The sequence below is a fragment of the Pseudomonas sp. GD04058 genome, from assembly GCF_029836855.1.
Classification (GTDB): domain Bacteria; phylum Pseudomonadota; class Gammaproteobacteria; order Pseudomonadales; family Pseudomonadaceae; genus Aquipseudomonas; species Aquipseudomonas bharatica.
Map to the genome: position 1 here is coordinate 71,393 of NZ_JAOECN010000021.1, position 25,439 is coordinate 96,831.

At 57.2% G+C, this 25,439-nt stretch carries 26 protein-coding genes and 4 tRNA genes; all 30 read right to left on the minus strand.

All coding sequences use genetic code 11. The features are described from left to right. Position 1 precedes the first annotated feature (1 nt). On the minus strand, positions 2 to 193 hold the full coding sequence (rpmC, locus tag N7650_RS17800) for a 50S ribosomal protein L29 (RefSeq protein WP_002555481.1): 192 nt from the start codon (positions 191 to 193) through the stop codon (positions 2 to 4). Beyond that, the gene (rplP, locus tag N7650_RS17805) at positions 193 to 606 is read right to left on the minus strand and encodes a 50S ribosomal protein L16 (RefSeq protein ID WP_009397508.1); all 414 of its coding nucleotides are present in this window, start codon (positions 604 to 606) and stop codon (positions 193 to 195) included. Before rplP ends, rpmC begins: the two co-directional genes overlap by 1 nt. A 12-nt stretch (positions 607 to 618) precedes the next feature. Next, a complete protein-coding gene (gene rpsC / locus N7650_RS17810) occupies positions 619 to 1,305 on the minus strand; it encodes a 30S ribosomal protein S3 (protein WP_009397510.1) in 687 nt (228 codons plus the stop codon). Positions 1,306 to 1,318: 13 nt separating this feature from the next. Beyond that, positions 1,319 to 1,651: a 50S ribosomal protein L22 gene (gene rplV / locus N7650_RS17815; RefSeq protein ID WP_003103908.1), complete on the minus strand. Its 333-nt coding sequence runs from the start codon at positions 1,649 to 1,651 to the stop codon at positions 1,319 to 1,321. Between the two features lie 11 nt (positions 1,652 to 1,662). Then, entirely contained in the window at positions 1,663 to 1,938 is a 276-nt protein-coding gene (gene rpsS, locus N7650_RS17820; protein ID WP_002555486.1) for a 30S ribosomal protein S19, read from the minus strand. Positions 1,939 to 1,954: 16 nt separating this feature from the next. Beyond that, positions 1,955 to 2,779, minus strand: coding sequence for a 50S ribosomal protein L2 (rplB, locus tag N7650_RS17825; RefSeq protein ID WP_009397513.1), 825 nt, complete (start codon positions 2,777 to 2,779; stop codon positions 1,955 to 1,957). Positions 2,780 to 2,793: 14 nt separating this feature from the next. Further along, the gene (rplW, locus tag N7650_RS17830; RefSeq protein ID WP_009397515.1) at positions 2,794 to 3,093 is read right to left on the minus strand and encodes a 50S ribosomal protein L23; all 300 of its coding nucleotides are present in this window, start codon (positions 3,091 to 3,093) and stop codon (positions 2,794 to 2,796) included. Then, complete coding sequence (gene rplD, locus N7650_RS17835; RefSeq protein WP_009397517.1) at positions 3,090 to 3,692, minus strand: 50S ribosomal protein L4; 603 nt, start codon at positions 3,690 to 3,692, stop codon at positions 3,090 to 3,092. The genes rplW and rplD overlap by 4 nt, the downstream gene beginning before the upstream one ends. Before the next feature lie 12 nt (positions 3,693 to 3,704). Continuing rightward, entirely contained in the window at positions 3,705 to 4,340 is a 636-nt protein-coding gene (gene rplC, locus N7650_RS17840) for a 50S ribosomal protein L3 (protein WP_009397519.1), read from the minus strand. An 81-nt stretch (positions 4,341 to 4,421) separates the two neighbouring features. Further along, positions 4,422 to 4,733, minus strand: a complete 312-nt coding sequence (gene rpsJ / locus N7650_RS17845) for a 30S ribosomal protein S10 (RefSeq protein ID WP_003186070.1) — start codon at positions 4,731 to 4,733, stop codon at positions 4,422 to 4,424. A 141-nt stretch (positions 4,734 to 4,874) separates the two neighbouring features. Continuing rightward, positions 4,875 to 6,068: an elongation factor Tu gene (gene tuf / locus N7650_RS17850; protein ID WP_064302109.1), complete on the minus strand. Its 1,194-nt coding sequence runs from the start codon at positions 6,066 to 6,068 to the stop codon at positions 4,875 to 4,877. A 30-nt stretch (positions 6,069 to 6,098) separates the two neighbouring features. Next, positions 6,099 to 8,231 carry an elongation factor G gene (gene fusA / locus N7650_RS17855; protein WP_009397349.1) on the minus strand — a complete coding sequence of 711 codons (2,133 nt, stop codon included), beginning with the start codon at positions 8,229 to 8,231 and terminating at the stop codon, positions 6,099 to 6,101. A 30-nt stretch (positions 8,232 to 8,261) separates the two neighbouring features. Further along, positions 8,262 to 8,732 (minus strand): 30S ribosomal protein S7, encoded by a 471-nt coding sequence (gene rpsG / locus N7650_RS17860; protein ID WP_009397350.1) that lies wholly within the window; start codon positions 8,730 to 8,732, stop codon positions 8,262 to 8,264. A 114-nt stretch (positions 8,733 to 8,846) separates the two neighbouring features. Continuing rightward, positions 8,847 to 9,218 carry a 30S ribosomal protein S12 gene (gene rpsL, locus N7650_RS17865; RefSeq protein WP_003186084.1) on the minus strand — a complete coding sequence of 124 codons (372 nt, stop codon included), beginning with the start codon at positions 9,216 to 9,218 and terminating at the stop codon, positions 8,847 to 8,849. A 210-nt stretch (positions 9,219 to 9,428) separates the two neighbouring features. Beyond that, positions 9,429 to 13,628, minus strand: a complete 4,200-nt coding sequence (gene rpoC, locus N7650_RS17870) for a DNA-directed RNA polymerase subunit beta' (protein ID WP_009397357.1) — start codon at positions 13,626 to 13,628, stop codon at positions 9,429 to 9,431. 64 nt (positions 13,629 to 13,692) lie between these two features. Beyond that, positions 13,693 to 17,766 (minus strand): DNA-directed RNA polymerase subunit beta, encoded by a 4,074-nt coding sequence (gene rpoB, locus N7650_RS17875; RefSeq protein WP_009397359.1) that lies wholly within the window; start codon positions 17,764 to 17,766, stop codon positions 13,693 to 13,695. A gap of 218 nt (positions 17,767 to 17,984) precedes the next feature. Beyond that, positions 17,985 to 18,356 (minus strand): 50S ribosomal protein L7/L12, encoded by a 372-nt coding sequence (gene rplL / locus N7650_RS17880; RefSeq protein ID WP_009397366.1) that lies wholly within the window; start codon positions 18,354 to 18,356, stop codon positions 17,985 to 17,987. 79 nt (positions 18,357 to 18,435) lie between these two features. After that, positions 18,436 to 18,936, minus strand: a complete 501-nt coding sequence (gene rplJ, locus N7650_RS17885; protein WP_009397369.1) for a 50S ribosomal protein L10 — start codon at positions 18,934 to 18,936, stop codon at positions 18,436 to 18,438. 198 nt (positions 18,937 to 19,134) lie between these two features. Then, positions 19,135 to 19,830: a 50S ribosomal protein L1 gene (rplA, locus tag N7650_RS17890; RefSeq protein ID WP_009397371.1), complete on the minus strand. Its 696-nt coding sequence runs from the start codon at positions 19,828 to 19,830 to the stop codon at positions 19,135 to 19,137. Continuing rightward, positions 19,830 to 20,261, minus strand: a complete 432-nt coding sequence (rplK, locus tag N7650_RS17895) for a 50S ribosomal protein L11 (protein WP_009397375.1) — start codon at positions 20,259 to 20,261, stop codon at positions 19,830 to 19,832. The genes rplA and rplK overlap by 1 nt, the downstream gene beginning before the upstream one ends. A 117-nt stretch (positions 20,262 to 20,378) precedes the next feature. Next, complete coding sequence (gene nusG, locus N7650_RS17900; protein WP_003255501.1) at positions 20,379 to 20,912, minus strand: transcription termination/antitermination protein NusG; 534 nt, start codon at positions 20,910 to 20,912, stop codon at positions 20,379 to 20,381. A 9-nt stretch (positions 20,913 to 20,921) separates the two neighbouring features. Continuing rightward, on the minus strand, positions 20,922 to 21,290 hold the full coding sequence (secE, locus tag N7650_RS17905) for a preprotein translocase subunit SecE (protein WP_279899342.1): 369 nt from the start codon (positions 21,288 to 21,290) through the stop codon (positions 20,922 to 20,924). A gap of 44 nt (positions 21,291 to 21,334) precedes the next feature. Continuing rightward, positions 21,335 to 21,410 (minus strand) — tRNA-Trp (locus tag N7650_RS17910). A gap of 54 nt (positions 21,411 to 21,464) precedes the next feature. Beyond that, a complete protein-coding gene (gene tuf / locus N7650_RS17915; protein WP_279899344.1) occupies positions 21,465 to 22,658 on the minus strand; it encodes an elongation factor Tu in 1,194 nt (397 codons plus the stop codon). Between the two features lie 84 nt (positions 22,659 to 22,742). Beyond that, positions 22,743 to 22,818: transfer RNA gene (locus N7650_RS17920), tRNA-Thr, on the minus strand. 28 nt (positions 22,819 to 22,846) lie between these two features. Beyond that, a tRNA-Gly gene (locus N7650_RS17925) sits at positions 22,847 to 22,920 on the minus strand. Positions 22,921 to 22,943: 23 nt separating this feature from the next. Then, positions 22,944 to 23,028: transfer RNA gene (locus N7650_RS17930), tRNA-Tyr, on the minus strand. 146 nt (positions 23,029 to 23,174) lie between these two features. Continuing rightward, positions 23,175 to 23,591: a hypothetical protein gene (locus N7650_RS17935; RefSeq protein ID WP_009403211.1), complete on the minus strand. Its 417-nt coding sequence runs from the start codon at positions 23,589 to 23,591 to the stop codon at positions 23,175 to 23,177. A 7-nt stretch (positions 23,592 to 23,598) separates the two neighbouring features. Next, positions 23,599 to 24,345, minus strand: a complete 747-nt coding sequence (locus N7650_RS17940) for a pantothenate kinase (protein ID WP_279899346.1) — start codon at positions 24,343 to 24,345, stop codon at positions 23,599 to 23,601. Then, positions 24,335 to 25,291, minus strand: coding sequence for a bifunctional biotin--[acetyl-CoA-carboxylase] ligase/biotin operon repressor BirA (gene birA, locus N7650_RS17945; protein WP_279899347.1), 957 nt, complete (start codon positions 25,289 to 25,291; stop codon positions 24,335 to 24,337). Before birA ends, N7650_RS17940 begins: the two co-directional genes overlap by 11 nt. Positions 25,292 to 25,439 lie beyond the last annotated feature (148 nt).

Genomic DNA, 25,439 nt, shown 5'->3' on the forward strand with positions numbered 1-25,439 from the left:
ATCACTTACCTGCCTGCTGGTTGAGCACAGTTTTCACGCGAGCGATGTCACGCTTAACTTGCGAGAGCAGGTGCGACTGCCCCAACTGGCCAGTTGCTTTCTGCATACGCAGATTGAACTGGTCGCGCAGCAAGCCGAGCAGTTGCTCGTTCAGTTGCTGTGCTGATTTCTCACGAAGTTCATTCGCTTTCATCACATCACCGTCCGCTTAACAAAGGAGGTGGCGAGAGGCAGCTTTGCAGCCGCCAGGGCGAATGCCTCACGCGCCAGCTCTTCAGAAACACCCTCGATCTCGTACAGGACTTTGCCTGGCTGGATCTGGGCAACCCAGTACTCGACGGAACCTTTACCTTTACCCATCCGCACTTCGAGAGGCTTCTTGGTAACCGGCTTGTCCGGGAATACGCGGATCCAGATTTTGCCGCCACGCTTAACGTGACGGGTCAGCGCACGACGCGCGGACTCAATCTGACGGGCGGTGAGACGACCGCGAGCAACAGCTTTCAGGGCGAACTCGCCGAAGCTGACCTTGCTACCGCGCAGCGCCAGACCACGGTTGTGGCCAGTCATCTGCTTGCGGAATTTTGTACGCTTTGGTTGCAACATTTGGCGTACCCCTTACTTAGCAGCTTTTTTACGAGGCGCTGGTGCTTGTGGTTTCAGTTCTTCTTGGCGACCACCAATAACTTCGCCTTTGAAGATCCAAACCTTGACACCGATCACACCGTAGGTGGTGTGAGCTTCGTAGGTGGCATAGTCGATATCGGCACGCAGGGTGTGCAGCGGCACACGACCTTCGCGATACCATTCAGTACGTGCGATTTCAGCACCGCCGAGACGACCGCTCACCTGGATCTTGATGCCTTTGGCACCAATACGCATGGCGTTCTGTACGGCGCGCTTCATGGCACGACGGAACATCACACGACGCTCCAGCTGCTGAGCTACGCTCTGAGCAACCAGCATACCGTCGAGCTCCGGCTTGCGGATCTCTTCGATATTGATGTGCACAGGCACACCCATTTGCTTGGTCAGGTCCTGACGCAGTTTTTCAACATCTTCACCTTTCTTCCCGATAACGATACCTGGACGAGCGGTGTGGATGGTGATGCGTGCAGTTTGAGCCGGACGATGGATATCGATACGGCTAACGGACGCGCTTTTTAGTTTGTCTTGGAGGTACTCACGCGTTTTCAGATCCTTCAACAGGTAATCTGCGTAAGTAGCGCCGTCTGCATACCAGACGGAGGTGTGCTCCTTGACGATTCCCAGGCGAATGCCAGTGGGATGTACTTTCTGACCCATCTGATCGACTCCGTTACTTGTCCGCAACCTTGACAGTGATATGGCAAGACCGCTTGACGATGCGATCAGCGCGGCCTTTGGCACGCGGCATGATGCGCTTCAGCGAACGCCCTTCGTTGACGAAAACGGTGGAGACCTTCAGGTCATCAACGTCTGCGCCTTCGTTATGCTCGGCGTTGGCTACGGCCGACTCGAGGACTTTCTTCATGATTTCAGCAGCTTTCTTGCTGCTGAAAGCCAACAGGTTGAGCGCTTCGCCCACCTTCTTCCCGCGGATCTGGTCGGCGACCAAGCGGGCTTTCTGGGCGGAGATGCGAGCGCCCGACAACTTAGCGGCTACTTCCATTTCCTTACCCCTTAACGCTTGGCTTTCTTGTCAGCCACGTGCCCGCGGTAGGTGCGGGTACCGGCGAACTCGCCCAGTTTATGGCCGACCATGTCTTCGTTCACCAGAACTGGGACGTGTTGACGACCGTTGTGTACCGCGATGGTCAGACCGACCATTTGTGGCAGGATCATGGAACGACGCGACCAGGTCTTAACTGGTTTGCGATCGTTCTTTTCCGCCGCCACTTCGATCTTCTTCAGTAGGTGAAGATCAATAAAAGGACCTTTTTTCAGAGAACGTGGCACTGTCGTATCCCTCTATTTACTTGCGACGACGGACGATCATGTTGTCGGTACGCTTATTACCACGAGTCTTCGCACCCTTGGTCGGGAAGCCCCATGGCGATACCGGATGACGACCACCGGAGGTACGACCTTCACCACCACCATGCGGGTGGTCAACCGGGTTCATGGCAACACCACGAACGGTTGGGCGAACGCCACGCCAGCGTTTGGCACCAGCTTTACCCAGCGAACGCAGGCTGTGCTCGGTGTTCGAGACTTCGCCCAGGGTCGCACGGCACTCAGCCAGCACTTTACGCATTTCACCAGAGCGCAGACGCAGGGTCACGTAGACGCCTTCGCGAGCGATCAGCTGAGCCGAAGCACCAGCGGAACGAGCGATTTGTGCACCTTTGCCTGGCTTCAGTTCGATGCCGTGAACGGTGCTACCTACCGGAATGTTACGCAGCTGCAAGGAGTTGCCTGGCTTGATTGGAGCCAGAGCACCTGCGATCAGCTGGTCGCCAGCGCTCACGCCTTTCGGCGCGATGATGTAGCGACGCTCGCCGTCTGCGTAGCACAGCAGGGCAATGTGAGCAGTACGGTTCGGGTCGTATTCGATACGCTCGACAGTGGCGGCGATGCCGTCCTTGTCGTTGCGACGGAAGTCGACCAGACGGTAATGCTGCTTGTGACCACCACCAACGTGACGAGTAGTGATACGGCCATTGTTGTTACGACCACCAGACTTCGATTTCTTCTCGATCAGCGGTGCGTGAGGAGCGCCTTTGTGCAGCTCCTGGTTGACCACCTTGACCACAAAACGGCGGCCAGGGGAAGTCGGTTTGCATTTAACGATTGCCATGATGCACCCCTTCCTTACTCAGCACTGCTGCTGAAATCGAGATCTTGGCCTGGCTGAAGGGAGATGATCGCCTTCTTCCAGTCATTGCGCTTGCCCAGGCCACGAGCGGTGCGTTTGGTCTTACCCAGAACATTCAGGGTAGTAACGCTCTCCACTTTGACGCTGAACAGGCTTTCAACGGCCTTCTTGATTTCCAGCTTGGTTGCATCGGTAGCAACCTTGAAAACGAACTGGCCTTTCTTGTCAGCCAGAACCGTAGCCTTCTCGGAAACGTGCGGGCCAAGTAGAACTTTGAATACGCGTTCCTGGTTCATCCCAGCAGCTCCTCGAATTTCTTCACTGCCGAAACAGTGATCAACACTTTTTCGTAGGCGATCAGGCTGACTGGGTCGGAACCTTGTACGTCACGTACATCGACGTGCGGCAGGTTGCGAGCGGCCAGATACAGGTTCTGGTCAACAGCGTCCGAAACGATCAGAACATCGTTCAGGCCCATGCCGTTCAGCTTGTTCAGCAGGTCTTTGGTTTTTGGCGCTTCGACAGCGAAGTCCTGAACCACGACCAGACGGTCGCTACGCACCAGCTCGGAGAGGATCGAACGCAGTGCTGCGCGATACATCTTCTTGTTGAGCTTTTGCGAATGATCCTGAGGACGAGCTGCGAAGGTCACACCACCGCCACGCCAGATAGGACCGCGAGTAGTACCGGCACGAGCACGGCCAGTACCTTTCTGACGCCATGGGCGCTTACCGCCACCAGCCACGTCGGAACGGGTCTTCTGCTGCTTGGTGCCCTGACGGCCGCCGGCCATGTAGGCCACGACTGCTTGGTGTACCAGCGTCTCGTTGAATTCGCCACCGAAGGTCAGTTCGGAAACTTCGATCGCCTGAGCGTCATTTACATTAAGTTGCATGTCAGCTTCCCCTTACCCGCGAGCCTTGACAGCCGGACGCACAACAACGTCACCGCCAGTAGCGCCAGGAACGGCACCCTTGACCAGCAACAGATTGCGTTCAGCGTCGACGCGCACTACTTCCAGGGACTGAACGGTCACGCGCTCGGCGCCCATGTGACCGGACATTTTCTTGCCCTTGAATACACGACCAGGAGTCTGGCACTGGCCGATAGAGCCCGGGACGCGGTGGGAAACGGAGTTACCGTGGGTATTGTCTTGACCGCGGAAGTTCCAGCGCTTGATGGTACCGGCAAAGCCTTTACCTTTGGACTGACCGGTAACGTCTACCAGTTGGCCCGCAGCGAAGAGTTCAGCATTGATCGAGTCGCCAGCCTGGTACTCGCCTTCTTCAAGGCGGAATTCCCAGACACCGCGACCAGCGGCAACGTTCGCTTTGGCGAAGTGACCAGCCTGAGCGGCAGTCACGCGCGAAGCACGACGCTCGCCGACAGTGACTTGCACTGCACGGTAGCCATCGGTTTCTTCAGTTTTGAACTGGGTGACACGATTCGGCTCGATCTCGATGACCGTGACCGGAATGGAGACACCTTCTTCGGTGAAAATGCGGGTCATACCGCATTTACGACCGATTACACCAATAGTCATGTTGTAAACCTCATGAGTGTACGGGGCTTTCACCCGCTATGGCCGCCCATTTCAGAGCGTTACACGACCAAGACCCGAGTCTTAGCCGAGGCTGATCTGCACTTCCACACCTGCCGCAAGATCAAGCTTCATAAGTGCATCAACGGTTTTATCCGTTGGCTGGACGATGTCCAGGACACGCTTATGAGTACGGATCTCGTACTGGTCACGCGCGTCTTTGTTGACGTGCGGGGAGACCAGAACGGTAAACCGCTCTTTACGGGTAGGCAGTGGAATTGGACCACGCACCTGAGCACCAGTACGTTTCGCGGTTTCCACGATTTCCTGGGTAGATTGGTCGATCAGGCGATGGTCGAATGCCTTCAACCTGATACGGATTTGCTGATTTTGCATTGGATTTCAGACTCCAGGCTGCTATTCCCACCGGGCGCACTACGCCCGTTAAAAGGAGGCGTGATTCTATAGACGCCCCTATTGGGTGTCAACCCAATAAAAAAGCCCCCGCTGAGCGGGGGCTTTTTCAACCGATCGATATTACTCGATGATTTTTGCTACGACGCCGGCGCCGACGGTACGACCGCCTTCACGGATAGCGAAGCGCAGACCGTCTTCCATAGCGATGGTCTTGATCAGGGTAACAGTCATCTGAATGTTATCGCCTGGCATTACCATTTCTACGCCTTCCGGCAGTTCGCAGTTACCGGTCACGTCAGTGGTACGGAAGTAGAACTGTGGACGGTAGCCTTTGAAGAACGGAGTGTGACGACCGCCTTCTTCCTTGCTCAGAACATAGACTTCTGCGGTGAACTTGGTGTGCGGCTTGACCGAACCTGGCTTGACCAGAACCTGGCCACGCTCAACGTCGTCACGCTTGGTACCACGCAGCAGAACGCCGCAGTTCTCGCCAGCACGACCTTCGTCCAGCAGCTTGCGGAACATCTCGACACCGGTGCAGGTGGTGCTGGTGGTGTCACGCAGACCAACGATTTCCAGTGGATCCTGAACACGGACGATACCGCGCTCGATACGACCGGTAACAACGGTACCACGACCCGAAATCGAGAATACGTCTTCGATCGGCATCAGGAACGGCTGGTCAACGGCACGAACCGGCTCAGGAATGTAGGCATCCAGAGTCTCTACCAGCTTCTTGACAGCGGTAGTACCCATTTCGTTGTCGTCTTTGCCTTCCAGCGCCATACGAGCCGAACCGATGATGATCGGGGTATCGTCGCCTGGGAAGTCATAGGTGGACAGCAGGTCGCGAACTTCCATCTCGACCAGTTCCAGCAGCTCAGCGTCGTCTACCAGGTCAGCCTTGTTCAGGAAGACCACGATGTACGGAACGCCTACCTGACGGGACAGCAGGATGTGCTCACGGGTTTGTGGCATCGGACCATCGGCGGCCGAGCAAACCAGGATCGCGCCGTCCATCTGGGCAGCACCGGTGATCATGTTCTTCACGTAGTCAGCGTGACCTGGGCAGTCAACGTGAGCGTAGTGACGAATGTTCGAGTTGTACTCGACGTGAGCGGTGTTGATGGTGATACCGCGCGCTTTTTCTTCCGGAGCCGAGTCGATCTTGTCGAACTCAACGACTGCAGAACCGAAAACTTCGGAGCAGACGCGAGTCAGAGCTGCGGTCAGAGTGGTCTTACCGTGGTCAACGTGGCCGATGGTGCCGACGTTAACGTGGGGAAGGGAACGATCAAATTTTTCTTTAGCCACGACAGTGAACCTCTTGCCTAAAGGGCTGGATTAGCCTTGTTTTTTAACGAGTGCTTCGACGATGTTCGACGGAGCTTCGGAGTACTTGGAGAATTCCATGGAGTAGCTAGCGCGACCCTGAGACATGGAACGGACGTCGGTTGCATAACCGAACATCTCTCCCAGCGGAACTTCAGCACGGATAACCTTGCCGGAAACCGAGTCTTCCATACCCTGGATCAGACCACGACGACGGTTCAGGTCACCCATCACGTCACCCATGTAGTCTTCTGGGGTTACCACTTCAACCTTCATGATCGGCTCAAGCACAACACCGCCGCCCTTCTGGGCCAGCTGCTTGGTCGCCATGGAGGCCGCCACCTTGAACGCCATCTCGTTGGAGTCGACGTCGTGGTAGGAACCATCAAACACGGTTGCCTTCAGGCCGATCAGCGGATAGCCGGCGACAACGCCGTTCTTCATCTGCTCTTCGATACCTTTCTGGATGGCCGGGATGTATTCCTTAGGAACCACACCACCTACAACCTCGTTATGGAACTCCAGGCCTTCGGTGATGTTGCCCTTCTCGTCCACAGCAGGCTGCGAGAAGCGGATCCAGCAGTGACCGAACTGACCGCGACCACCGGACTGACGAACGAATTTGCCTTCGATCTCGACATTGTCCTTGGTGATCTTCTCGCGGTAGGAAACCTGAGGCTTGCCGATGTTGGCCTCGACGTTGAACTCGCGCTTCATGCGGTCAACGAGGATGTCCAGGTGCAGCTCACCCATACCGGAGATGATGGTCTGACCGGTTTCTTCATCGGTCTTGACGCGGAACGACGGGTCTTCCTGAGCCAGCTTGCCCAGAGCGATGCCCATCTTCTCCTGGTCCTGCTTGGTTTTCGGCTCAACGGCAACCGAAATTACAGGCTCAGGGAAGTCCATACGCTCGAGGATCACAGGCTTGTCGGCGTCGCACAGGGTGTCACCTGTGGTGACGTCCTTCATGCCGATCAGGGCCGCGATGTCGCCAGCGCGAACTTCCTTGATCTCTTCACGCTGGTTGGCGTGCATCTGCACCATACGACCAACGCGCTCTTTCTTGCCCTTGACCGAGTTGATCACGGAGTCGCCCGAGCTCAGGAAGCCCGAGTAGACGCGCACGAAAGTCAGGGTACCAACGAACGGGTCGGTGGCAATCTTGAAGGCCAGAGCCGAGAACGGCTCGTCATCGCTGGCGTGACGCTCGATCTTCGGTGCGTTTTCGTCTTCGACGTGATCCGGGTGGATACCCTGGATAGCAGGGATCTCGGTCGGAGCAGGCAGGTAGTCGATAACGGCGTCGAGAACCAGAGGAACACCCTTGTTCTTGAAGGACGAACCGCAGACAGCCGGAACGATCTCGCTGGCCAGGGTACGCGCACGCAGACCGGCCTTGATTTCTTCGACGGTCAGCTCACCTTCTTCAAGGTACTTGTTCATCAGCTCTTCGTTGGCTTCGGCGGCAGCTTCAATCATGTTGCTGCGCCACTCTTCAGCCAACTCGAGCATATCGGCAGGAATCTCTTCCTCGCGATAGGTAGTGCCCTTGTCGTCTTCGTTCCAGTAGATCGCCTTCATCTTGATGAGGTCGACCTGGCCCTGGAAGTTGTCTTCCGAACCGATGGCCAGTTGAACCGGAACCGGGGTGTGGCCCAGACGGTTCTTGATCTGACCTACGACACGCAGGAAGTTGGCACCGGCACGGTCCATCTTGTTCACGTAGACAACACGTGGGACGCCGTACTTGTTGGCCTGACGCCATACGGTTTCGGACTGTGGCTCGACACCGGAGGTGCCGCAGAACACAACGACCGCGCCGTCGAGTACACGCAGCGAACGTTCTACTTCAATGGTGAAGTCAACGTGGCCGGGGGTATCGATGACGTTTACGCGGTAGTTGTCGTACTGACCACGGGAACCTTTCCAGAAGGTAGTCACAGCAGCGGAGGTAATGGTAATACCGCGCTCTTGCTCCTGCACCATCCAGTCGGTGGTCGCGGCGCCGTCGTGCACCTCGCCCATCTTGTGGCTCAGACCTGTGTAGAACAGGATCCGCTCGGTAGTGGTAGTCTTGCCCGCGTCAACGTGGGCACAGATACCAATGTTACGGTAGCGGTTAATTGCTGTAGTACGAGCCATAAAGCCCTCGCAAAAAGATTGATGCTTGAATTAGAAGCGGTAGTGCGAGAAAGCCTTGTTGGCTTCGGCCATACGGTGCACGTCTTCACGCTTCTTGACAGCAGCCCCCTTGCCTTCAGCGGCATCCAGCAGCTCGCCAGCCAGGCGCAGCGCCATGGACTTCTCGCCGCGCTTGCGGGCGAAGTCTACCAACCAGCGCATTGCCAGCGCGTTACGACGGGATGGACGAACTTCGACAGGAACCTGGTAAGTTGCACCGCCAACACGGCGCGACTTCACTTCGACCAGCGGAGCGATGGCGTCGAGAGCTTTCTCGAAGATTTCCAGGGGATCGCTGTTCTTGCGTGCCTTGACGGTATCCAGAGCACCGTAAACGATGCGCTCGGCTACTGCCTTCTTGCCGCTTTCCATCACGTGGTTCATGAACTTGGCGAGGATCTGGCTTCCGTATTTCGGATCGTCCAGGATCTCACGCTTGGCTGCTACACGACGTCTTGGCATTGATAAGCCCTCAAACGGTCTTCAGGTTAGCCCGGGACATCCAACTCGAAGAGTTCGCGCCCGACCTTACTCTTATCGACTCAATAAAATGAATGAACTGCTGCAAACGGCCGATTACTTCGGACGCTTGGTACCGTACTTCGAACGACCTTGGTTACGACCTTTGACGCCGGAGGTATCCAGGGAGCCGCGAACGGTGTGGTAACGAACACCTGGCAAGTCTTTTACACGGCCGCCACGAATCAGGACGACGCTGTGCTCTTGCAGGTTGTGGCCTTCACCACCGATGTACGAGGAAACCTCGAAACCGTTGGTCAGACGCACACGGCATACTTTACGCAGTGCCGAGTTAGGTTTTTTCGGCGTAGTGGTGTACACGCGGGTGCACACGCCACGACGTTGCGGGCAGTTCTGCAGCGCAGGAACGTCGGATTTCTCGACGATACGCTTACGCGGCTGACGTACCAGCTGGTTGATAGTTGCCATCTACTAGCTCCACTGTTGTCTTGCGACGCTATTGTCTTGCAAGAAAAGCAAAAATTGGCAGGACGGAGCCCTACCAAATTTAGGGGTACAAGAGTCTAAAGAGGATCTCGTACGCAGTCAAGACGAGGCCCCGGCTCGCCCACTCCGGTCATCGGTGACGAATCATGTCGCCGAGTTTCAGAGAAGACTTGCCGGGGCCCCACCCTTTCTTCAGTTACCGCTGGAGTTCAGCGCTTCGGTCAGTGCGGCTTCCACCTCACTGGCACTCACACGCAGCGGCTTGTCGGCATCACGGCGACGCTTGCGCTCGCTGTGGTATGCCAGACCGGTACCGGCCGGGATCAGACGACCCACAACCACGTTTTCCTTCAGGCCGCGCAGGTAATCGCGCTTGCCGGTCACCGCCGCTTCGGTCAGAACGCGGGTGGTCTCCTGGAAGGAGGCCGCCGAGATGAACGACTCGGTGGACAGCGAGGCCTTGGTGATACCGAGCAGCACGCGCGAGAACTTCGACACGAACTTGTCTTCGGCAGCCAGGCGCTCGTTTTCGACCAGCACCTGGGTCAGTTCCATCTGGTCGCCCTTGATGAAGCTGGAATCGCCAGACTCGGTGATCTCGACCTTGCGCAGCATCTGACGCAGGATGGTCTCGATGTGCTTGTCGTTGATCTTCACGCCTTGCAGACGGTAAACGTCCTGGATCTCGTTGACGATGTACTTGGCCAGCGCGCTCACACCCAGCAGACGCAGGATGTCGTGCGGATCGCTCGGACCGTCGGAGATAACTTCGCCGCGGTTCACTTGTTCGCCTTCGAAGACGTTCAGGTGACGCCACTTCGGAATCAGCTCTTCATACGGATCGCTACCGTCGTTCGGCGTGATGACCAGGCGGCGCTTGCCCTTGGTCTCTTTACCGAAGGCGATGGTGCCGCTGACTTCAGCCAGGATCGACGCTTCTTTCGGACGACGCGCTTCGAACAGGTCGGCAACGCGCGGCAGACCACCGGTGATGTCACGGGTCTTCGAGGTTTCTTGCGGAATACGCGCAATAACGTCACCGACACCGATCTGGGCACCGTCAGCCACACCGACCAGGGCGTTCGCCGGCAGGAAGTACTGGGCAGGTACATCGGTACCTGGCAGCAGCAGATCCTTGCCATTGGCGTCGACCATCTTGATTGCAGGACGGATTTCCTTGCCTGCAGCCGGACGGTCTTTGACGTCCAGGACCTCGATGTTGGTCAGACCGGTCAGTTCGTCGGTCTGGCGCTTGATCGTGATGCCTTCTTCCATGCCCACGAAGGTCACGGTACCTTTCATTTCGGTAACGATCGGGTGGGTGTGCGGGTCCCACTTAGCGACGATGGCGCCAGCTTCGACCTTCTCACCTTCCTTCACGGAAATGACCGCACCGTAAGGCAGCTTGTAGCGCTCACGCTCACGACCGAATTCATCGGCAATGGCCAGCTCGCCGGAACGCGATACCGCGACCAGGTTGCCGTCGGCACGCTCTACCTGCTTCAGGTTATGCAGACGGACCATACCGCCGTTCTTCACCTGGACGCTGTCGGCAGCCGAGGTCCGGCTTGCAGCACCACCGATGTGGAACGTACGCATGGTCAGCTGGGTACCAGGCTCACCGATGGACTGGGCAGCGATAACGCCAACCGCCTCACCGATGTTCACCTGATGACCGCGGGCCAGGTCACGGCCGTAGCACTTGGCGCAAATGCCGTAGCGGGTTTCACAGCTGATCGGCGAACGCACGACCACTTCGTCGATGCTGTTCAGCTCGATGAACTCGACCCACTTCTCGTCGACCAGGGTACCGGCCGGAACGATGACATCGTCGGTGCCAGGCTTGAACACGTCACGAGCAATGACACGACCCAGAACACGCTCACCCAGAGGCTCCACAACGTCGCCGCCTTCGATGTGCGGGGTCATCAGCAGACCCTGCTCGGTGCCACAGTCGATCTCGGTAACGACCAGATCCTGGGCAACGTCTACCAGACGGCGAGTCAGGTAACCGGAGTTCGCGGTTTTCAGCGCGGTATCCGCCAGACCTTTACGAGCACCGTGAGTCGAAATGAAGTACTGGAGTACGCTCAGGCCTTCACGGAAGTTCGCGGTAATCGGCGTTTCGATGATGGAGCCGTCCGGCTTCGCCATCAGACCACGCATACCGGCCAGCTGACGAATCTGGGCAGCCGAACCCCGGGCACCGGAGTCAGCCATCATGTACATGGAGTTGAAGGACTCCTGCTCGACTTCGTTGCCTTCGCGGTCGATGACCTTCTCTTTCGAGAGGTTGGCCATCATCGCCTTGGACACTTCGTCGTTGGCCTTCGACCACAAGTCGATGACCTTGTTGTACTTCTCGCCCTGGGTTACCAGGCCGGAGGCGTACTGGCTCTCGATTTCCTTCACTTCTTCGGTAGCGGTACCGATGATGCGGGCTTTCTCGTCCGGGATAACGAAGTCGTTAACGCCGATCGAAACGCCGGAAATGGTCGAGTAGGCAAAACCGGTGTACATCAGCTGGTCAGCGAAGATCACGGTCTCCTTCAGGCCAACCACGCGATAGCACTGGTTGATCAGCTTGGAGATCGCCTTCTTCTTCATAGGCTGGTTGACCACGTCGAACGACAGGCCGGCCGGCACTACCTGGAACAGCAAGGCACGGCCGACGGTGGTGTCGACGATGCGGGTGTTCTTGACGCTGTTGCCATCACGGTCGTTCACGGTCTCGTTGATACGGACCTTGATCTTCGCGTGCAGGGCAGCCTCGCCGGCGCGGAATACGCGGTCGACTTCCTGCAGGTCGGCGAACACGCGACCTTCGCCCTTGGCGTTGATGGCTTCACGGGTCATGTAGTACAGACCCAGTACCACGTCCTGCGACGGAACGATGATCGGCTCACCGTTGGCTGGCGACAGGATGTTGTTGGTCGACATCATCAGCGCGCGCGCTTCCAGCTGGGCTTCCAGCGTCAGCGGCACGTGCACGGCCATCTGGTCACCGTCGAAGTCGGCGTTGTACGCGGCGCAGACCAGCGGGTGCAGCTGGATTGCCTTGCCTTCGATCAGAACCGGTTCAAAGGCCTGGATACCCAGACGGTGAAGAGTCGGCGCGCGGTTGAGCAGTACGGGGTGTTCGCGGATCACCTCGGCGAGAACGTCCCAGACCTCAGGCAGCTCGCGTTCGACCATCTTCTTGGCAGCCTTGATGGTGGTCGCCAGACCACGCATTTCCAGCTTGCCGAAAATGAACGGCTTGAACAGTTCCAGAGCCATCTTCTTCGGCAGACCGCACTGGTGCAGACGCAGGGTCGGACCTACGGTAATTACCGAACGACCAGAGTAGTCGACACGCTTTCCGAGAAGGTTCTGACGGAAACGACCCTGTTTACCCTTGATCATGTCAGCCAGGGATTTCAGAGGACGCTTGTTCGAACCGGTGATTGCACGACCACGACGACCGTTGTCGAGCAGGGCATCGACCGCTTCCTGCAGCATGCGCTTTTCGTTGCGCACGATGATGTCCGGAGCGGACAGATCGAGCAGGCGCTTCAGACGGTTGTTACGGTTGATCACCCGACGATAAAGGTCGTTCAGGTCGGAAGTCGCGAAGCGACCGCCATCCAGCGGAACCAGAGGACGCAGATCTGGCGGCAGAACCGGCAGAACGGTCAGGACCATCCACTCAGGCAGGTTGCCCGAGCCCTGGAAGGCCTCCATCAGTTTCAGACGCTTGGACAGCTTCTTGATCTTGGTTTCCGAGTTGGTCTGCGGGATTTCCTCGCGCAGGCGGCCAATCTCGTGTTCCAGGTCGATCGCGTGCAGCAGCTCGCGGACAGCCTCGGCACCCATGCGGGCGTCGAAGTCGTCACCGAACTCTTCCAGCGCTTCGAAATACTGCTCGTCGTTCAGCAGCTGGCCTTTTTCCAGGGTGGTCATGCCCGGGTCGATAACGACATAGCTCTCGAAGTAGAGAACGCGCTCGATATCACGCAGGGTCATGTCCATCAGCAGACCGATACGGGACGGCAGGGACTTCAGGAACCAGATGTGGGCGACCGGCGAAGCCAGCTCGATGTGCGCCATGCGCTCACGACGAACCTTGGCCAGGGCAACTTCAACGCCGCACTTCTCGCAGATCACGCCACGGTGCTTCAGGCGCTTGTACTTGCCGCACAGGCACTCGTAGTCCTTGACTGGGCCAAAGATCTTGGCGCAGAACAGGCCGTCACGCTCAGGCTTGAACGTACGGTAGTTGATGGTTTCCGGTTTTTTTACTTCACCGAACGACCACGAACGGATCATCTCAGGCGAGGCCAGTCCGATACGGATGGCGTCGAACTCTTCGACTTGACCCTGGTTTTTCAGCAAATTCAGTAGGTCTTTCAAGGCCTTTCCTCCTGGCGGAGCAGGGAGCGCGCCGTTAGGCCACGCTCCCGATTCGCGTCACGTGTTATTCGGTTTCCAGATCGATATCGATACCGAGCGAACGGATCTCTTTGATCAACACGTTGAAGGACTCGGGCATGCCCGGCTCCATACGGTGATCGCCGTCCACGATGTTCTTGTACATCTTGGTCCGGCCGTTCACGTCGTCCGACTTCACTGTGAGCATTTCCTGCAGGGTGTATGCCGCGCCGTATGCTTCCAGCGCCCACACCTCCATCTCCCCGAAACGCTGACCACCGAACTGCGCCTTACCACCCAGCGGCTGCTGGGTAACCAGGCTGTAGGAACCAGTGGAACGGGCGTGCATCTTGTCGTCCACCAAGTGGTTCAGCTTGAGCATGTACATGTAACCAACGGTCACAGGACGCTCGAACTTGTTGCCGGTACGACCGTCGAACAGCACCATTTGGCCGCTTTCCGGCATGTCAGCCAGTTTCAGCATGGCCTTGATTTCGCGTTCCTTGGCACCGTCGAAGACCGGGGTAGCCATCGGCACACCCTTCTTCAGGTTGTGCGACAGGGTCAGGATCTCTTCGTCGGTGAACGACTCGAGATCTTCCTGGACGCCACCGATCTCGTTGTAGATCTCGGTCAGGAACTTGCGCAGTTCGGCGGCCTTGCGCTGCTCTTCGAGCATGCGGTTGATCTTCTCGCCCAGGCCCTTGGCTGCAAGGCCCAGGTGGGTTTCGAGGATCTGACCGACGTTCATACGCGAAGGTACGCCCAACGGGTTCAGAACGACGTCGACCGGGGTACCGTTGGCGTCGTGCGGCATGTCTTCCACTGGCATGATCACCGAGACCACACCCTTGTTACCGTGACGACCGGCCATCTTGTCGCCTGGCTGGATGCGACGGCGGATTGCCAGGTAGACCTTGACGATCTTCAGCACGCCTGGAGCCAGGTCATCGCCCTGCTGCAGCTTGCGCTTCTTGTCTTCGAACTTGTCGTCCAGCAGACGACGGCGATCGACGATGTACTGCTGAGCCTTTTCCAGCTGTTCGTTCAGCGCATCTTCCGCCATGCGCAGCTTGAACCACTGGCCGTGCTCCAGCCCGTCCAGGACTTCGTCGGTGATCACGGTGCCTTTCTTCAGGCCCGCGCCACCATCGACCACCTGGCCGTTCAGAGCCGAACGCAGACGCTCGAAGGTGGCACCCTCGACGATGCGGAACTCTTCGTTGAGGTCCTTGCGGATCTCGTCCAGCTGCATCTTCTCGATGGACAGCGCACGGCTGTCGCGCTCGACGCCATCACGGGTGAAGACCTGTACGTCGATGACAGTACCTTTGGTGCCGGTTGGCACGCGCAGGGAGGTGTCCTTAACGTCGCTTGCCTTCTCGCCGAAGATCGCGCGCAGCAGTTTTTCTTCCGGAGTCAGTTGGGTTTCGCCTTTTGGCGTGACCTTGCCGACCAGGATGTCGCCGGCGCCGACTTCGGCACCCACGTAGACGATACCGGCTTCGTCCAGCTTGTTCAGCGCAGCTTCACCCACGTTCGGGATGTCCGCGGTGATTTCCTCTGGGCCAAGCTTGGTATCACGAGCCACACAGGTCAGTTCCTGGATGTGGATCGTGGTGAAGCGGTCTTCCTGGACCACACGCTCGGACAGGCAGATGGAGTCTTCGAAGTTGAAGCCGTTCCATGCCATGAACGCGATGCGCATGTTCTGGCCCAGAGCCAGTTCACCCATGTCGGTGGACGGACCGTCGGCCATGATGTCGCCACGCTGGACCACATCACCCTTGTTCACCAGCGGACGCTGGTTGATGCAGGTGTTCTGGTTCGAACGGGTGTACTTGGTCAGGTTGTAGATGTCGACACCGGCTTCACCGGTTTCGACTTCGTCGTCGGCAACGCGAACAACGATACGGCTGGCGTCGACCGAGTCGATCACACCACCGCGGCGAGCAACTACGCAGACACCGGAGTCACGGGCAACGTTGCGCTCCATGCCGGTACCTACCAGCGGCTTGTCGGCGCGCAGGGTCGGTACAGCCTGACGCTGCATGTTGGAACCCATGAGTGCACGGTTGGCGTCGTCGTGCTCGAGGAACGGAATCAGCGACGCTGCGACCGAAACTACCTGCTTCGGCGAAACGTCCATCAGGGTCACGTCTTCAGGTGCCTTGACGGTGAATTCGTTCAGGTGACGAACAGCTACCAGCTCATCGATCAGTTGCTTCTTCTCGTTCATTGCGGCCGAGGCCTGTGCAATGACGTGATCAGCTTCTTCGATCGCCGACAGGAACACGATATCGTCGGTAACCACACCCTCTTTCACCACGCGGTACGGGCTTTCCAGGAAGCCGTACTGGTTGGTGCGGGCATAGGCCGCCAGGGAGTTGATCAGACCAATGTTCGGACCTTCAGGGGTCTCGATCGGGCAGACACGACCGTAGTGGGTCGGGTGTACGTCACGGACTTCGAAGCCGGCGCGCTCGCGGGTCAGACCACCTGGGCCGAGTGCGGAGACACGACGCTTGTGGGTGATTTCGGAGAGCGGGTTGTTCTGGTCCATGAACTGCGAGAGCTGGCTGGAACCGAAGAACTCCTTCACCGCCGCCGCTACCGGCTTGGCGTTGATCAGGTCCTGAGGCATCAGGCCTTCGCTTTCGGCCATCGACAGGCGTTCCTTGACCGCACGCTCTACACGCACCAGGCCAACGCGGAACTGGTTCTCGGCCATCTCGCCGACACAGCGAACGCGACGGTTACCCAGGTGGTCGATGTCGTCGACGATGCCTTTGCCGTTACGGATGTCGACCAGGGTCTTCAGGACCTCGACGATATCTTCCTTGCTCAGCACGCCCGAACCTTCGATCTCGGTACGACCGATACGACGGTTGAACTTCATGCGGCCCACTGCGGACAGATCGTAACGCTCGGCACTGAAGAACAGGTTGTTGAACAGGGTCTCGGCGGCATCCTTGGTTGGCGGCTCGCCAGGACGCATCATGCGGTAGATCTCGACCAGCGCTTCCAGTTGGTTACTGGTGGAGTCGATCTTCAGGGTATCCGAGATGAACGGACCGCAGTCGATGTCGTTGGTGTACAGGGTTTCGATGCGGACAACCTGGGCCTTGGCGATCTTGATCAGCAGCTCGGTGGTCAGCTCGGTGTTGCATTCAGCCAGGATTTCGCCGGTGGCCGGGTGCACGATCGCTTTTGCGGTGGTGCGACCCAGGACGTATTCCATTGGAACGTCCAGTTGCTTGACGCCAGCTTTCTCGATCTGGTTGATGTGACGCGCAGTGATACGACGACCCTGCTCGACGATGACCTTGCCGGTCTCGTCCTGGATGTCCATCACGGCGACTTCACCACGCAGACGCTGCGGCACAAGTTCCAGGCTCAGCTTCTCGCCGGAAACGTGGAAGACGTTGGTGGTGTAGAAGGTGTTGAGTACTTCTTCGGTGCTGTAGCCCAGCGCACGCAGCAGTACCGAGGCCGGCAGCTTGCGGCGACGGTCGATACGGACGAATACGCAGTCCTTCGGATCGAACTCGAAGTCCAGCCAGGAACCGCGGTAAGGAATGATGCGCGCCGAGTACAGCAGCTTGCCAGAGCTGTGGGTCTTGCCACGGTCGTGGTCGAAGAACACACCCGGGGAGCGGTGCAACTGGGAAACGATCACACGCTCGGTACCGTTGATTACGAAGGTACCGTTCTCAGTCATCAGGGGGATTTCACCCATGTAGACTTCTTGCTCTTTGATGTCCTTGATCGCTTTGTTCGACGATTCTTTGTCGAAAATGATCAGGCGCACTTTCACCCGCAGCGGAACGGCATAGGTCACGCCACGCAGCACGCACTCCTTGACATCGAACGCCGGATCGCCCAGACGATAGCCAACGTACTCCAGGGCAGCATTGCCGGAGTAGCTGATGATCGGGAAAACCGACTTGAAGGCCGCATGCAGGCCGACGTCGCGGAACTGATCCTTGGTCGCTCCCGCTTGCAGGAATTCACGATAAGAATCCAGCTGGATGGCCAGGAGGTAAGGCACATCCATGACGTCCGGCAACTTGCTAAAGTCCTTGCGGATACGTTTTTTCTCAGTGTATGAGTAAGCCATCAGCGTTCCCCAGCTTGGTCACCTGCTTGTTTGGCTCCTCCCGGCGGGAGCAACCAGAAAATCTTGCAAACCCCTTGGTTTGCGCCACCGTTCGTGGTGGATACCGCTCGTCATCAGCGTCAACCGGGTTGACTACCAATAACGGAAAAAGGCCGGTGGCAATAGCCACCAGCCTCAGCCGTTTGCTTAACGCTCGGGCTGGAGTCGCAAGGTCGAAATTACTTGACTTCGACTTGTGCGCCTGCTTCTTCCAGCTTCTTCTTCGCGTCTTCAGCGGCTTCTTTCGAAACGCCTTCCAGCAGGGTTTGAGGAGCGCCGTCGACTTTCTCTTTGGCTTCCTTCAGGCCCAGGCCGGTCAGTTCACGAACAGCCTTGATCACGTTGACTTTCTTGTCGCCAGCAGCGGCCAGAACAACGTTGAACTCGGTTTGCTCTTCAACGGCAGCAGCAGCGCCAGCAGCTGGGCCAGCGGCAACAGCGGCAGCGGCGGTAACGCCGAAGGTTTCTTCCATCGCTTTGATCAGTTCAACAATTTCCAGAACGGTTTTCTGGCCGATCGCTTCGATGATTTGCTCGTTAGTCAGAGACATGACTATGAATTCCTGTATTGGGGGATAGCCTACGCGGCCATCAAATTAAACGTTTGATTTCGAAAGAGACGCCGGTGCCTTAGGCAGCAGCAGCTTCTTTCTGGTCGCGCAGAGCTGCCAGGGTACGAGCCAGCTTGCTGGTTGCACCTTGGATTACGCTCATCAGCTGTGCGATAGCCTCGTCGCGAGTTGGCAGGGTTGCCAGCACGTCGATCTGGTTAGCGGCAAGGAACTTGCCGTCGAACGCAGCTGCCTTGATCTCGAACTTGTCCTGACCCTTGGCGAACTCTTTGAACAGACGAGCAGCAGCGCCCGGGTGTTCGTTCGAGAAAGCAATCAGGGTCGGGCCTTTGAACGCGTCGTTCAGCACCGAGAATTCGGTACCTTCAACAGCGCGCTTGAGCAGGGTGTTACGTACGACACGTACGTAAACGCCAGCTTCGCGGGCCTCTTTACGGAGTCCGGTCATCGCGCCTACAGTCACACCACGGGCATCGGCCACGACAGCGGACAGAGCGACTTTGGCAGCCTCGTTGACTTCAGCGACGATGGCCTTCTTGTCTTCGAGTTTAATTGCCACGGGTTTACTCCTGGTTTTTACCGTTTCATCCAGCCGGAGCCGGATGTCGTTTTGGTGTCTGATTCGGTAACGAATCGGGAGCACCATCTGCGTAGGCTTGAGGTTTAAGGCTTGCGCCGCCTACGGTCTTGGATAGCCCCCGCCAGGCAGGGACCCCAATTTTTCAACGTCAGGCCGATTACTCGGCCCAGCGTTTTCTTAAGCGTTCAGCGAGCTCTGGTCGATGACCAGACCTGGGCCCATGGTGGTGCTCAGGGTAACGCGCTTGACATAGATACCTTTCGAGGAAGCTGGCTTGATACGCTTCAGGTCAGCGATCAGGGCTTCAACGTTTTCCTTCAGCTTGCCAGCTTCGAAGCCGACTTTGCCAACGGAGGTGTGGATGATACCGTTTTTGTCGGTGCGATAACGAACCTGACCAGCCTTGGCGTTCTTGACTGCGGTGGCGACGTCTGGAGTTACGGTACCGACTTTCGGGTTAGGCATCAGGCCGCGAGGACCCAGAACCTGACCCAGTTGACCTACAACGCGCATGGCATCCGGGGAAGCGATGACGACGTCATAGTTCAGGTCGCCGCCTTTCATTTCGGCAGCCAGATCGTCCATACCTACGCGGTCAGCGCCGGCAGCCAGAGCGGCTTCAGCAGCTGGACCCTGGGTGAAGACGGCAACACGTACAGTCTTGCCAGTGCCGTGTGGCAGCACGGTAGCGCTACGAACGACCTGGTCGGATTTACGTGGGTCAACGCCGAGGTTGACAGCAACGTCGAAGGACTCGGTGAACTTCACAGCGGACAGTTCAGCCAGCAGGGTTGCTGCTTCTTCGAAGTTGTAGACTTTGCCAGCTTCCACTTTGGAAGCGATGGCCTTTTGGCGCTTGGTCAGCTTAGCCATTACACACCCTCCACGTTGAGGCCCATGCTGCGAGCAGAACCGGCGATGGTACGCACGGCTGCATCCAGGTCAGCAGCGGTCAGATCGGCAGACTTGGTCTTGGCGATCTCTTCCAGCTGAGCACGGGTCACAGTACCGACTTTAACGGTGTTCGGACGTGCCGAACCGCTGGTCAGGCCGGCGGCCTTCTTCAGCAGAACCGAAGCAGGGGTGCTTTTGGTTTCGAAAGTGAAGCTGCGGTCACTGTAGACAGTGATGATCACAGGAGTCGGCAGACCTGGCTCTTGACCCTGGGTACGGGCGTTGAAGGCCTTGCAGAATTCCATGATGTTCACACCGTGTTGACCCAGTGCTGGACCAACGGGTGGGCTTGGGTTGGCCTGGCCGGCCTTAACTTGCAGCTTGATGTAAGCCTGAATCTTCTTAGCCATGAGCTACTCCAATATCGGGTACGAACGCCAGAAGGCTCCCCGGTTTGCTTGCGTTTTATCCCGGTGACGAAAAAACCCCGCAGCGCAAGGCTGCGGGGTGTGGGATGCTTCGCTCAACTAGACCTTTTCGACCTGGCTGAACTCGAGCTCTACCGGAGTAGAGCGACCGAAAATGAGTACCGCAACTTGCAGGCGACTCTTTTCGTAGTTGACCTCTTCGACAGAACCGTTGAAATCAGCAAACGGACCATCGATAACCCGAACAACCTCACCCGGCTCAAACAGGGTTTTTGGCTTCGGCTTGTCGCTACCATCAGCGACCCGACGCAGGATGGCCTCGGCCTCTTTGTCGGTAATAGGTGCAGGCTTATCGGCAGTACCGCCAATGAAACCCATCACACGAGGAGTGTCCTTGACCAAGTGCCAGGTACCCTCGTTCATTTCCATCTGGACCAGCACATAGCCAGGGAAGAACTTACGCTCGCTCTTGCGCTTCTGGCCATTACGCATTTCCACCACTTCTTCAGTGGGGACCAGAATCTCGCCGAAGCCGTCTTCCATGCCTGCCAGCTTCACGCGCTCGATCAGCGAGCGCATTACATGCTTCTCGTAACCCGAGTAAGCATGCACAACATACCAACGCTTAGCCACAGGACACCCTTAGCCAACAATCAAGGAAATCAACCAGCCGAGCAGGGAATCGAGACCCCACAGCAGCAACGCCATGACCAGCACCACGACCACCACGATGAGAGTGGTCTGGGTAGTCTCCTGACGGGTTGGCCATACGACCTTACGAATCTCGGCGCGAGCTTCCTTAGCCAACGCAAAGAACGACTTGCCCTTGACAGTCTGCAGCGCAATGAAAGCAGCAGCAGCAGCGAGAGCGAGCAAGGCGATTACGCGATACAGGATTGGCGAAGCAGAGTAATACTGATTGCCTACAACCCCGACAACGACCAAGGCAACAACAGCAAGCCACTTGAGCAGATCAAAGCGAGAGTCTTGGGCTTCAGACTTGGAAGTCATACAGTGGGATCCTGTGAAAAGAAAGCCAGATACACGAGAGAATCTGGCAGGTCAGGAGGGAATCGAACCCCCAACCTACGGTTTTGGAGACCGTCGCTCTGCCAATTGAGCTACTGACCTAAAAGCTTAATCAGGCCGGCCACTATACCGGCCTGATAGAGATAAATCAACTACTTATTCGATAACCTTCGCTACGACGCCGGCGCCGACGGTACGACCGCCTTCACGGATAGCGAAGCGCAGACCGTCCTCCATAGCGATGGTCTTGATCAGGGTAACAGTCATCTGAATGTTATCGCCTGGCATTACCATTTCTACGCCTTCCGGCAGTTCGCAGTTACCGGTCACGTCAGTGGTACGGAAGTAGAACTGTGGACGGTAGCCTTTGAAGAACGGAGTGTGACGACCGCCTTCTTCCTTGCTCAGAACATAGACTTCTGCGGTGAACTTGGTGTGCGGCTTGACCGAACCTGGCTTGACCAGAACCTGGCCACGCTCAACGTCATCACGCTTGGTACCACGCAGCAGAACGCCACAGTTCTCGCCAGCACGACCTTCGTCCAGCAGCTTGCGGAACATCTCGACACCGGTGCAGGTAGTGCTGGCGGTGTCACGCAGACCAACGATTTCCAGCGGATCCTGAACACGGACGATACCGCGCTCGATACGACCGGTAACAACGGTACCACGACCCGAAATCGAGAATACGTCTTCGATCGGCATCAGGAACGGCTGGTCAACGGCACGAACTGGCTCAGGAATGTAGGCATCCAGAGTCTCTACCAGCTTCTTGACAGCGGTAGTACCCATTTCGTTGTCGTCTTTGCCTTCCAGCGCCATACGAGCCGAGCCGATGATGATCGGGGTGTCGTCGCCTGGGAAGTCATAGGTGGACAGCAGGTCGCGAACTTCCATCTCGACCAGCTCCAGCAGCTCAGCGTCGTCTACCAGGTCAGCCTTGTTCAGGAAGACCACGATGTAAGGAACGCCCACCTGACGGGACAGCAGGATGTGCTCACGGGTTTGCGGCATCGGACCATCGGCGGCCGAGCAAACCAGGATCGCGCCGTCCATCTGGGCAGCACCGGTGATCATGTTCTTCACGTAGTCTGCGTGACCTGGGCAGTCAACGTGAGCGTAGTGACGAACGTTCGAGTCGTACTCTACGTGAGCAGTGTTAATAGTGATGCCACGAGCCTTCTCTTCTGGAGCGGAGTCGATCTTGTCGAACTCAACAACAGCAGAACCGAAAACTTCGGAACAGACGCGGGTCAGCGCTGCGGTCAACGTAGTTTTGCCATGGTCCACATGACCGATGGTGCCGACGTTAACGTGCGGCTTGTTACGTTCAAACTTTTCCTTAGCCATCGATACCATCCTCCAACAGAAGAATTTAGCTGCGATACCAACCATTAAAACAAAGGCAGATATTTTCATATCTGCCTTGTTAGATGGAGCTCTTGAGCGGACTTGAACCGCTGACCTCACCCTTACCAAGGGTGTGCTCTACCAACTGAGCTACAAGAGCGAAACACATTTTGCAACAGCAGCAAACTTGGAGCGGGTAGCGGGAATCGAACCCGCATCATCAGCTTGGAAGGCTGAGGTTCTACCACTAAACTATACCCGCGGAGCTTGCTGCTCTCGCTAAACTGGTGGAGGGGGAAGGATTCGAACCTTCGAAGTCGTAGACGTCAGATTTACAGTCTGATCCCTTTGGCCGCTCGGGAACCCCTCCTGAGCTGTGGTCGGCATTTTGTATCTTTGCCGTCCGACTGTCAAGCTTTTTCTCTTTAAAATCTTGAGGTTAGCTAATTTGACAGTCACTTCCCAGACTCACCACCTAGTGGTTATCCCTGTGAAGCGGGCGCCATTCTATGCAAACTATTCGACCGTTGCAATACCCTCGCACTGCATTATTTTACTCTTTAAGTCATTGAAATCACGAGAAAGACTGCCGACCAAGGTTTCATCCAGCAAATGCCGGCTTTCAGGGCGGATCTGCAACCACCAGCCCGAGCTGTCCATCAGTTTTCCTACCACCTTCCTGGAGGCGACATCCAAAGCAACCAGACGCTGACGCAACGACTCGAGCAACTCCGGGGTAGCAAGCCCGCCGAGATAGAGACACCCTTTCTCCGGACTGGCTTGCTGCGCCTCACTCAACAACTGGATATCCTGCTGGCTTCCCTTGTACAACGACAGCGAAACGACTTCCTTCGCCTTGAGCGGCGCCTCCTGCTGATGCCAGACGTAATAGAAGACATTCAACACCAGCAAAAGAAGAAACAACCAACGCATATGCACCTCAGTCCAACGGACAAGCGATGGCGAGCCCGACGAACACCAGATCGGGAACAGAACGAGCCGACGGCACCACACGACTCACCAGAGCGGCATCGCCCCCGGTGATGAACAAGGTGAAATCGTCACCCCACAGCGCCTTGGCCTGCTCGACTTGAGTGAGAACGAAACCTTGCAGCATTAGCGTGCACCCTCGCTCCACCGCTTCCACTGTCGCGCGACCAGGCGCCAGGCTGGAAAGAGCCTGTTCGGCAGACACGTCATCGTAGCGGATTCTCCGCGTATGGGTTCGTAGCTGGTTGCGCATGAGTGGCATCCCTGGACAGATGAAACCGCCCAGGTGCTCTCCATCAGCACTTACAAAATCAGAAGTCACTGCGGTACCCAGGTCAATGACCACGCAGGCCGAGCTCACTAGATGGTAACCACCCAAAAGAGCAAGCCAACGATCCAGCCCCAGGCGCTCGAAGTTTTCATAACCATTGCGCACGCCAGCCAGCTCCTGCGCCGGCCCGGCTTTTTTCACTTCAAGAGAAAACGCAGCCCTTAATGCTGTAACCAGGGCATTGGTTTCATCCTCGGTACGTACGCTGACCAACCGACACCACTTGGGAGACAACCCCTCCTTTTCAACAGCAAGAAGCAAGGCCTTGTCCGAGTCGACCACCCCACCAGCCATGACCACTTTGTCAATCCGCCGGATAATTCGCCATTTGATAAAACTGTTTCCGCAATCGAGCTCAAGAATCATCACGCAACCTCAAGCTGAGCTCACCACCACTGAAGCTCTTTTCAATACCATCAACATCCAGCCGCAAGGCGCCCTGATGATCAACCCCCAAAACGACGCCATCAACACTATTGCTTCCCGCGATCAGGGAAACGGGCCGTCCCTGCCAGAGGTGTGCGCTCTCCCATTCCGACTGCAGGGCCGAGAAGCCTTCCTGGTGATGGCGCTCCAGGTATATGCGCAGGTTGTCGCCAAGCAACGCCGCGAGACGGTTACGATCAATCATATGACCCGTTTCCAGATGCAACGAGGTCCATGCCTGGTCGATATCGGCGCTCTGCATATTCACATTGATACCGATACCAAGAACGACATGACAGACATCCGCAGGGTCCCCGACAAGCTCCAGGAGAATGCCGGCTACCTTGCGGTTATCCACAAGAACGTCGTTAGGCCACTTGAGACCCGCCGAAGCAACGCCAAGGGCGAGCAGCGTCTGCCTCACAGCGAGCCCCACGACAAGACTCAGCCCTTCGAGCTGGCGCATGCCACCCTCTACTCGCAGCACAAGACTGTAGTAGAGATTCTGAGCAAACGGGCTCGACCATGCACGACCACGGCGACCACGACCGGCGCTTTGCCTTTCGGCCAGCACGAGGAACGGCGCTGCCTGCCCAGCCGCAACCAAGCGCAAGGCCTCGGCATTGGTAGAATCAATGTCATCAAGCACAACAGCAGGCCAAGGCTCTCTCACAGCCAGGGATGCGATCTTTTCAGCATCGAGCAGCAATAAAGGTTCGGCTAACCGATACCCCCGGCCGCGGACCTTGTACACAGTCAGATTCAACTCCGACTCGAGAAGCTGCAATTGCTTCCAGACCGCACTGCGACTTACGCCCAGTACGGCCCCCAGGGCCTCGCCAGAATGAAATCGACCATCCTTGAGGAGTGTTAACAACTTCAGCATGCCAATCTCGATACACAATGAGGCAGGCATGATAGCCACGCCCGGAGAGATTGCATAGAAAGCAGAGGCCCCTTCGAGGGGGATTTGACGAAGGGATCGATCATCCGGATTCGGATTGCCGGAAAGACAAAACCCCTACCTGCATATG

Bases quoted from the DNA above. Each gene is read 5' to 3' on its own strand.
- rplC (WP_009397519.1), bottom strand. From the start codon at position 4,340: ATGACTATTGGTGTAATCGGTCGTAAATGCGGTATGACCCGCATTTTC.
- rpsG (WP_009397350.1), bottom strand. From the start codon at position 8,732: ATGCCAAGACGTCGTGTAGCAGCCAAGCGTGAGATCCTGGACGATCCG.
- rplK (WP_009397375.1), bottom strand. From the start codon at position 20,261: ATGGCTAAGAAGATTCAGGCTTACATCAAGCTGCAAGTTAAGGCCGGC.
- N7650_RS17935 (WP_009403211.1), bottom strand. From the start codon at position 23,591: ATGCGTTGGTTGTTTCTTCTTTTGCTGGTGTTGAATGTCTTCTATTAC.
- rplP (WP_009397508.1), bottom strand. From the start codon at position 606: ATGTTGCAACCAAAGCGTACAAAATTCCGCAAGCAGATGACTGGCCAC.
- rpsJ (WP_003186070.1), bottom strand. From the start codon at position 4,733: ATGCAAAATCAGCAAATCCGTATCAGGTTGAAGGCATTCGACCATCGC.
- rpsL (WP_003186084.1), bottom strand. From the start codon at position 9,218: ATGGCAACTATCAACCAGCTGGTACGTCAGCCGCGTAAGCGTATCGTC.
- rplD (WP_009397517.1), bottom strand. From the start codon at position 3,692: ATGCAACTTAATGTAAATGACGCTCAGGCGATCGAAGTTTCCGAACTG.
- birA (WP_279899347.1), bottom strand. From the start codon at position 25,291: ATGCTGAAGTTGTTAACACTCCTCAAGGATGGTCGATTTCATTCTGGC.
- rplL (WP_009397366.1), bottom strand. From the start codon at position 18,356: ATGTCTCTGACTAACGAGCAAATCATCGAAGCGATCGGCCAGAAAACC.
- rplB (WP_009397513.1), bottom strand. From the start codon at position 2,779: ATGGCAATCGTTAAATGCAAACCGACTTCCCCTGGCCGCCGTTTTGTG.
- rpsC (WP_009397510.1), bottom strand. From the start codon at position 1,305: ATGGGTCAGAAAGTACATCCCACTGGCATTCGCCTGGGAATCGTCAAG.
- fusA (WP_009397349.1), bottom strand. From the start codon at position 8,231: ATGGCTCGTACTACAGCAATTAACCGCTACCGTAACATTGGTATCTGT.
- rplA (WP_009397371.1), bottom strand. From the start codon at position 19,830: ATGGCTAAGCTGACCAAGCGCCAAAAGGCCATCGCTTCCAAAGTGGAA.
- secE (WP_279899342.1), bottom strand. From the start codon at position 21,290: ATGACTTCCAAGTCTGAAGCCCAAGACTCTCGCTTTGATCTGCTCAAG.
- N7650_RS17940 (WP_279899346.1), bottom strand. From the start codon at position 24,345: ATGATTCTTGAGCTCGATTGCGGAAACAGTTTTATCAAATGGCGAATT.
- rpoB (WP_009397359.1), bottom strand. From the start codon at position 17,766: ATGGCTTACTCATACACTGAGAAAAAACGTATCCGCAAGGACTTTAGC.
- rpmC (WP_002555481.1), bottom strand. From the start codon at position 193: ATGAAAGCGAATGAACTTCGTGAGAAATCAGCACAGCAACTGAACGAG.
- rplV (WP_003103908.1), bottom strand. From the start codon at position 1,651: ATGGAAGTAGCCGCTAAGTTGTCGGGCGCTCGCATCTCCGCCCAGAAA.
- rplW (WP_009397515.1), bottom strand. From the start codon at position 3,093: ATGAACCAGGAACGCGTATTCAAAGTTCTACTTGGCCCGCACGTTTCC.
- tuf (WP_279899344.1), bottom strand. From the start codon at position 22,658: ATGGCTAAGGAAAAGTTTGAACGTAACAAGCCGCACGTTAACGTCGGC.